This window comes from Kitasatospora sp. NPDC088346 (assembly GCF_044740765.1).
Lineage (GTDB): Bacteria > Actinomycetota > Actinomycetes > Streptomycetales > Streptomycetaceae > Kitasatospora.
Genome location: NZ_JBIURH010000069.1, coordinates 20,825 through 27,689, shown reverse-complemented (window position 1 = coordinate 27,689; position 6,865 = coordinate 20,825). Strand labels below are relative to the sequence as shown.

The window sequence follows — 6,865 nt, the reverse complement described above, 5'->3', positions numbered from 1 at the left end:
ACCCGGATCTTCCGCTTCGACGAGATCGTCGAGGCCCACCGGGTGATGGAGGCCGGGCAGGCGCTGGGAAAGATGGTCGTCACCCTCGACTGACCCGTTCGCGGCCGCCGCGACACGGCGCGCGGCCGAGGACGCGGGTCCGTGAGGCGAAAGGCGGAAGCGGCAAGCGGTGACCACCGGTGGACTGTACGGGTTGGACCTCCCCGTCGGCCTCGGTGTCGCGCCGGCAGCGCGGGGAGGTTCGTGATTCGCAAGGCCCGGTGGCCCGGATCCGGCGCGGTCCGTTCCTTCAGTGGCCGGGAGGCTGTTTCCGAGAAGAGAGGGGGACCGGGATGACGGTCGGCCAGGAAGTCCTGCCGAGCGCCGAGGTGGGCGTGATCGGGGGCCCGCGTTTCTCCACCTGCGCCGAGTCCCGCTGATTCACCGCCGACGGCTGGTCGGTGGTCGGCACGACGGGCCACCCGAAGGTCGGTATCCTCAACCACCTCCAGGAGGAGGGCCTCGTCCTTCGCGCTCCCCACCCCTCCGACCGCCGCAAGAACGCCGTCACCGTCACCCCGGCGGGCACAGCCGGACTCACCCGGTCCGGGGAGGGTTCGCGGCGGTTCAGCGCGCAGGGGCCTCGGCCAGCGTGTGCGCGACGAGAGCGTTGGCGTGTCCGTGCCCCAGTCCGTGTTCGGTTTTGAGCCAGATGACGAGCTCCATGTGCCGGGTCAGCGGTGAGGAGTGGATCAGGTCCTTCCACTCCGAGATGGGGCGGCCGTACTTCTTCTCGATGGAGGGGAAGTAGCTGGCGGGATCGGCCTTGGTAGTCATGTCGGTGCCCTCTGTTCGTCGTCCGGATCTGTCACACACTTGGACTGGTAGCGGCCGCAAATCTCATCGGTCCTGCCGATGCGACCCGAACGAGGCCGTTCCGTCCGTTACGAACGGAACGGCCTCGTCCTGCGGCCGCCGACCAGATGTCCGGCCCCCGGGGAGAGCGAGCGATTCCTTCTTGCGTCAGGCGGATTCGGTCGCGCGCTCGTGGCGCAGGAGAACGACTTGGCTGTCGAAGGTCCGCGATTCCGTGAGAGTGAGGCCCAATCGCTGCTGCGGGGTGCGGAAGACGGGCTTGCCGCCGCCCAGGACGGCCGGGTGGACGAAGATCTGGTACTCGTCGATGAGGTCATGCTCGGTGAGGAACCCGGCGAGGGCCGTCCCGCCTCCTTCACGCCGCTGCAGGCTGCTCAGGTCAAGGCACTCGCCTGCCAGTTGCCCGCCGAGAGCGGCACACCGCTCGCACGCTGGTCGGCCCCGGAACTGGCGCGCAAGGTGGTCGCCCGGGCCATCGTGGGCACAATCTCCGCCTCCACCGTGCGGCGCTTTCTCAAGCAGGACGCGCTCAAGCCCTGGCAGTACCAGTCCTGGATCTTCACCACCGACCCCGCCTTCCGCCCCAAGGCCGAGCGCATCCTTGACCTGTACGCCCGCACCTGGCAGGGCGAGGCGCTCAGTGCGGACGAGTACGTGATCAGTGCCGGCGAGAAAAACCTCAGGCCAGGCCTGCTGCCGCAGTCACCCCGCCCTGGCCCCCGGGCAGGCCAGGGCGATGCGGGTGAACCACACCTACGGCCGCGGCGGGTCCCTGGCCTATCTCGCCGCCTACGACGTTCACCACGCGAAGGTCGGGTCGTTCTCGGCGGAGGGCTGGCCATGGCCATTACCGCCGCGGTCGGGCAGATCGCCAACGTCTCCGGCGTCTGACCGGAGCAGCGGACGCCCACGCAGCTGCAGACCGGTCGGCGCGGACGGCGTCGCAGGTCACACAGATGCGCCCGGTCCGACACGGCGGGCACCAGCCCCGCCCCGGCTGCCACCGGTCGACCACTGCGAACGCGCAACCGCCCACGCCCTGGGCCGCTCGCCCCGGGCCGGCGCCGGACGAATGGCCGTGGCCGTCCTGCCCGGCGAGTGCCCGCATCAGCTGTTCCTCGTCGAGGCCGGCCATCGCGACCACACGTTCGTACATCTTCTTCTCGTCCAGAGGGCCGGGCAGACGCACCGCCCGGGTGATCTGCCCCACCCACAGCTCCTCGACCACGAACGGACGGCGCTGGTAGCCGGCGGCGAGGCGCGCCAAGTGCGGGTCACAGCACGCGCGCAGCCGCCGCCTGCCGTCGACGCGCGGATCGGTGGCGACCGCGGAGGAGTCCGGGACCCGCAGCAGCACCAGTTCCGGCGCCGGGGCCAGCAGCCCGCGCTCGTCGTACAGCTCCGGCGCGTCGTCGCCGGAACCGATTCCCGCGGTGCCGTTGGAGCGGGCCATGTCTCGGGTGTACGCCCCCCGCCGCGACCCGCGCGAGTCGAAGCCGTCGAGAGGCAGAACGGCTGCCCCGGTCCACCCGGCGGGCAGTGCCGGGCCGTCCCGGTTCCGCGCGGGTCACAGTGAAGCCCAGCTACCCGAAGGTAGGGCAGTTGGGCTGGGACCGGGACCGGATCGGCGTGGGCACCGGTCTCCGACCTCGACCGTACGACAGGCCCCCTCGACCGGATCGCAGTCAGACAGCATCGGCGCGCCGGGGCCGCCGGCGTCAGCAGCAGGGCCTGGCGCGGTTGCAGGTCACGCACCGAACTACGGGAGCAGCGCTGTGTAGCGCTCGCCCGCCGCCTTGACGACGGTGTCGACGTCATCCGGGTGGCCCGGAGATCCGCCGATCCGGGCGGTTGGTGGGGCCCAGCCTCCGAGCCGGGCCCGGTCGGCTCCGGGCCGGGACGCCCGGGTCGGAGATCCGAGCCGGGTACCCGAGAAACGCCTCCATGCTGCGGCCGGAGTACCGTGAGAGGGGTCAGGGCGGTCGCGCCGCGCGCGCTGCTCGCAGGCATTCTGCCGAAGGACTCGACCGGGGGCCCGGTGCCTCCAGGAGGGGTGCCGCCCATGGCCGTTCGTGTTCCGGCCGCCCACTGCGCCGTGGTGTCGCACGGCACGAGGTGTCATGTACGCGGCCGATGACTCCCAGCAGAGCCCGGTTGGAGCCGTCGGGAGGGTGACGGTGCCGATCCCGACGGACGGGCCGGGCGAGGTGCTGGTCGGCCTGCGCGGCGGGTCGGAGGTGTTCGCGGCTTGGTCCGCCGGGCCGATCGCGGTCAACACCCGGGTGATCGTGATCGACACGATCTCCGCCCGGTCGGTGCTCGTCGAGCCGCTGCCGCCCTGAGTCCGGCGGCCCCTGCGGCCCTCGTCAATCTTGTTGCAGGTCAGGTGGTTCGTCATGTTGTTCTGGCACGTGCCCGCGCCCAACGAGGCCATGCTCATCTCCGGTTCCAAGCGGCAGTCGCAGGACACCCAGTTCCGGATCGTCACGGGCCACGGGAGCTTCGTCGTTCCCGTCAAGCAGAAGGCCCGCATGCTGTCCCTGGCCCTGCAGGAGGCGGAGATCGCCGAGGACTGCGTCACCCAGCAGGGCATCCGGCTCACCGTCCGTGCGGTCTGTGTCTTCAAGGTCGGCGACGACGCCGTGTCGATCGCCAACGCCGCCCGGCGCTTCCTCTCCGAGCAGAACCAGATGCAGGAACTGGTCGGACGGATCTTCGCAGGCCACCTACGCTCCATCATCGGCGGGCTGACCGTGGAGCAGATCATCAGGGAACGCAGCCGGGTCGCCCAGGAAGTCATGGCAGGCAGTCACGGCGAGATGGAGAAGCTCGGCATCGTGGTGGACGCCCTGCAGATCCAGGAGATCGAGGACGCCACCGGCTACATCAACAACCTCGCCGCGCCGCACGCGGCGGCGGTGGCCAGTCAGGCCCGGATCGCCCAGGCCAAGGCCGACCAGGAGGCGAGCGAACGGGAGCAGCAGGCCGCCGCGCTCAAGGCCGAGTACGAGCGGGACACCGCGATCAAGCGGGCCGGCTTCCTCGCGGAGACCGAGCAGTCCAGGGCGCGCGCCGCCCAGGCCGGGCCGCTCGCCGAGGCACGAGCCACCCAGGAGGTCACCGAGGAACAGACCGCCCTCGCGCAGCGCAATGCGGCGCTCACGGCGCAGCGGCTGGAGGCGGAGGTGCGGCGCCCGGCCGACGCCGAGGCCTACCGGAAGCGGACGCTGGCCGAGGCGGACCGCGACCGGGTGAAGTTCGAGGCCGACGCCGGCGCCTACACGGAACGGACCCTGGCCCAGGCCCAGGCGGACGCCAACGCCGCCCGCGCGGCGTCGCTGCGGGACGGTAACCAGGAGCTGATCGCGGCCAACCGGATCGTGGAGGCCCTTCCCGCACTCGCCGACGCGGCGGCCCGGGGCATGGCGGGCGCCGATCTGACCGTCCTGAACGGAACCGACGGGGTGAACCAGATCGCAGCCGGCATCGCCAGTCAGGGGCTGGCCATACTGCGGTCCCTCCAGCACTCCGCGGCGCCCACAGCGACCTCGACGACCGGCGCATCGGCCGCAGACCCGAACGTCAACGGCCGCTCCACGCCCCGGCTCCCCGACCGGAGCTGACCCGGACACTCTGCCGCGAGAGTCGTCCAGGACAGCTCGCAGTGAGCCGGCCAGGCTGGGCATCGGGGCGGGCATCGCGGCCGCCTCGATGCCCGCCCCGATGACGGTTTGTTCGTCGACGCGGTGAGGAAGTCCTCGATGAGGCGCTCGAGCATGCGTGTGGATATAGGCCGGGCGATGCCGGGCGTCCGGCTTTCGCGCGGCGGGCAGAACGGTGGCGCCACCGAGCGGTGGCGCCCCCGTTCGCTTGCGGTCGGGACTCAGACCGAAGCAGTGACGGTGGGTCCGGGCGGGAAGCCGGCTGCGTCGTCCATGATGATGCCGGCCTGGTGGACCTGCGGGACGATCACCCGGCCTGTGCGGGGCGGACAAGAGGAGCGCGGCGCCGAGCTGCTGCTGCGCGCGGCCGCTCTGGCGCACTACGCCCACGACCTTGACCGGATGAGGCAGTTGGCCGAAGCGGCACTGCGGCAGGGCTTCGACCCGCGGGCCGCACTGCTGCTCGGCACCGCCCTGGGCGAGCTCGGCCGCGCCGACGAGGCGGTGGCCGCACTGGCCCCGGCCATGGATGAGGTGGCCGACACCGACCTGGAAGCCACCGCGATGGTCCTCGCATGGAACTGCTTCTACGGTTCGCAGGGGCTTGCCGCGGCTCAGGAATGGCTGGCCCGGGCAGCGGCCCGGGGAGGACCCGAGCTCCGCCGTTCGCTGGGCGCGTACGAGGCCCGGCTGCTGAGCCTGGCGGGCCGCACCGACCTGGCCCGCGCACTGCTCGCCTCGCTCGGCGACCGAGGCGCTCGCCGCCCTCGGCGTCCAGCCCGCCGCCGCGGAGGCCTGGGCGCAGGCCTCCGCCCGGTAAAGGGCGGAGGGTATGCCGCGCCGGGCGGCGCAGGCGGCCGCTCGGGCCGCCGAGGCCCGCGGTCGCGGCGAGAAGGTCGCCGCCCCGGCCCAGGTGGCGGGTGGCAGCGGCGAGCCCGCTGACCGCGCGGGAACAGGAGATCGCCTGGCTGGCGGCGCGCGGCGGCACCAGCCGCAGCGTGGCGGAGGGCCTGCACCTATCGGTGCGCACCGTCGAAAACCACCTGCAGAACATCTACGGAAAGCATGGGATCAGCGGCCGGGCGGAGCTCGCCGACGCACTCGGGCGAGCACTACCCAGCCCAGAGAGGGGCGAGGACCATGACGCCTGAGCGGATCACCCTCGTGACCACCTCGGCGGCCCGGCTGCGGTCGCGGCTGCCCGAGATCGCCGCTGCCGTCCTGCAGATGGGCAGCGGTGGGGCCCAGGTCGAGGCTGTCGGCCAGCTGGATGCGGCGCTCGAACACCCTGTGGGCCCGTTCGGCGAGCTGGGTGCGCGCGCCGTCGCCGCGCGGGGTGGGCCGGCGTTCGGCCTTCACGGTGACTATCCGGCCCAGTGCTTGGACCTCGATCGCCTCTGGCATGATGCCGGGCAGGTCGAGCGCGATCATGAAGCGGTCGTCCTCGCGCCAGGTGTCCATCGGGATCGGGGTCGGCTGCAACCAGGGGGGCCTGGCAGGTCCACCGCAGTGCGCGTGGACCTCGTCGGACACTCCGGTCCAGAAGGTCTTTGGGTGGTTCGTACCGGCGCGCGTCACGAGCCACTGTAGGATGTCATCCATACGATGACATGCATCCAGTCAGCGAAAGAGTGACGACATGGATACCCAGGACACCGGCGCGGCCGGGGTGGGGCCGGCCTCGTTCCTGGCCGCCGCCGCCGCGCTGGGCATGATGGACGCCGCCGCCCGCACCGCCCGTCACGCGCCCCCGGACGACGCGGGCCAAAGCGATCCGCAGCAGGCCCTGTCCGCGCTCTTGTTGCTGCGGCACCTGCGCGAGGAACTCGCCGACTGGGAGACCGGGCTGATCGAGACCGCCCGCGACGCCGGCGCCACCTGGGCCGACCTCGCCGAACCGCTGGGCGTCCAGAGCCGCCAGGCCGCCGAACGCCGCTACCTGCGCCTGCGTCCCAACGGGGACGCCGGCACCGAGGCGGGCAGCACCGGCGAGCAGCGCGTCCAGGCCACGCGCGACCAGCGCGCCGCCGACCGCGCGGTGACCACCTGGGCCCGCGACAACGCCGCCGACCTGCGCCGCCTCGCCGGACAGATCGGCGCCCTGGACGGCCTCAGCCCCCAAGCGGCCCCCGCCATAGATCGACTCCTGGACGCACTGGGCCACCACGACCCTGCCCGTCTGCTCGCCCCGCTCGCCGAGACCCGGCCCCTCCTGGAGGCGAACCACCCGAAGATCACCGACCGCCTCGATCAGCTCACCGCCCGAGCCGACCAGCTGCGCGCCGACAGCGACCGGCAGCGCCGCACACCGCCAGCCGGCCCGTGACCACCCCGGGGCACGCCCCTGC

Annotated in this window: 11 protein-coding genes; 7 read left to right on the top strand and 4 right to left on the bottom strand. The window is 72.4% G+C overall.

Annotated elements, in window-relative coordinates:
- Positions 1–6 precede the first annotated feature (6 nt).
- Positions 7–93, top strand: a complete 87-nt coding sequence (locus ACIOFR_RS38575; RefSeq protein ID WP_401004940.1) for a hypothetical protein — start codon at positions 7–9, stop codon at positions 91–93.
- A gap of 513 nt (positions 94–606) precedes the next feature.
- On the opposite strand, the gene ACIOFR_RS38570 is transcribed toward ACIOFR_RS38575, so the two are convergent.
- Both ACIOFR_RS38570 and ACIOFR_RS38565 read right to left on the bottom strand, forming a co-directional pair.
- The gene (locus ACIOFR_RS38570) at positions 607–816 is read right to left on the bottom strand and encodes a DUF4287 domain-containing protein (protein WP_401004930.1); all 210 of its coding nucleotides are present in this window, start codon (positions 814–816) and stop codon (positions 607–609) included.
- Between the two features lie 186 nt (positions 817–1,002).
- Positions 1,003–1,149, bottom strand: a complete 147-nt coding sequence (locus tag ACIOFR_RS38565) for a hypothetical protein (protein ID WP_401004938.1) — start codon at positions 1,147–1,149, stop codon at positions 1,003–1,005.
- Positions 1,150–1,170: 21 nt separating this feature from the next.
- Between ACIOFR_RS38565 and ACIOFR_RS38560 the strand changes: the two genes are divergently transcribed.
- Positions 1,171–1,746 carry a helix-turn-helix domain-containing protein gene (locus tag ACIOFR_RS38560; protein WP_401004936.1) on the top strand — a complete coding sequence of 192 codons (576 nt, stop codon included), beginning with the start codon at positions 1,171–1,173 and terminating at the stop codon, positions 1,744–1,746.
- Here the strand turns inward: ACIOFR_RS38560 and ACIOFR_RS38555 are convergent.
- Positions 1,703–2,308 (bottom strand): hypothetical protein, encoded by a 606-nt coding sequence (locus ACIOFR_RS38555; RefSeq protein ID WP_401004928.1) that lies wholly within the window; start codon positions 2,306–2,308, stop codon positions 1,703–1,705. The two genes, ACIOFR_RS38560 and ACIOFR_RS38555, sit on opposite strands and share 44 nt — an antisense overlap.
- A gap of 724 nt (positions 2,309–3,032) precedes the next feature.
- Here ACIOFR_RS38555 and ACIOFR_RS38550 point away from each other — a divergent pair.
- The 4 genes from ACIOFR_RS38550 to ACIOFR_RS38535 all read left to right on the top strand — a co-directional run bounded on the left by ACIOFR_RS38550 (position 3,033) and on the right by ACIOFR_RS38535 (position 5,668).
- Positions 3,033–3,197 (top strand): hypothetical protein, encoded by a 165-nt coding sequence (locus tag ACIOFR_RS38550; RefSeq protein WP_401004926.1) that lies wholly within the window; start codon positions 3,033–3,035, stop codon positions 3,195–3,197.
- Positions 3,198–3,251: 54 nt separating this feature from the next.
- On the top strand, positions 3,252–4,478 hold the full coding sequence (locus ACIOFR_RS38545; protein WP_401004924.1) for an SPFH domain-containing protein: 1,227 nt from the start codon (positions 3,252–3,254) through the stop codon (positions 4,476–4,478).
- A gap of 357 nt (positions 4,479–4,835) precedes the next feature.
- Positions 4,836–5,459, top strand: a complete 624-nt coding sequence (locus ACIOFR_RS38540; protein WP_401004923.1) for a hypothetical protein — start codon at positions 4,836–4,838, stop codon at positions 5,457–5,459.
- The gene (locus ACIOFR_RS38535) at positions 5,438–5,668 is read left to right on the top strand and encodes a response regulator transcription factor (protein WP_401004922.1); all 231 of its coding nucleotides are present in this window, start codon (positions 5,438–5,440) and stop codon (positions 5,666–5,668) included. Before ACIOFR_RS38540 ends, ACIOFR_RS38535 begins: the two co-directional genes overlap by 22 nt.
- On the opposite strand, the gene ACIOFR_RS38530 is transcribed toward ACIOFR_RS38535, so the two are convergent.
- Positions 5,589–5,978 (bottom strand): Hsp20/alpha crystallin family protein, encoded by a 390-nt coding sequence (locus tag ACIOFR_RS38530; RefSeq protein WP_401004920.1) that lies wholly within the window; start codon positions 5,976–5,978, stop codon positions 5,589–5,591. The genes ACIOFR_RS38535 and ACIOFR_RS38530 overlap by 80 nt on opposite strands.
- Before the next feature lie 178 nt (positions 5,979–6,156).
- Here ACIOFR_RS38530 and ACIOFR_RS38525 point away from each other — a divergent pair, with 178 nt between their 5' ends.
- Positions 6,157–6,843, top strand: coding sequence for a type III effector protein (locus ACIOFR_RS38525; protein WP_401004918.1), 687 nt, complete (start codon positions 6,157–6,159; stop codon positions 6,841–6,843).
- The last annotated feature ends 22 nt before the right edge of the window (positions 6,844–6,865 follow it).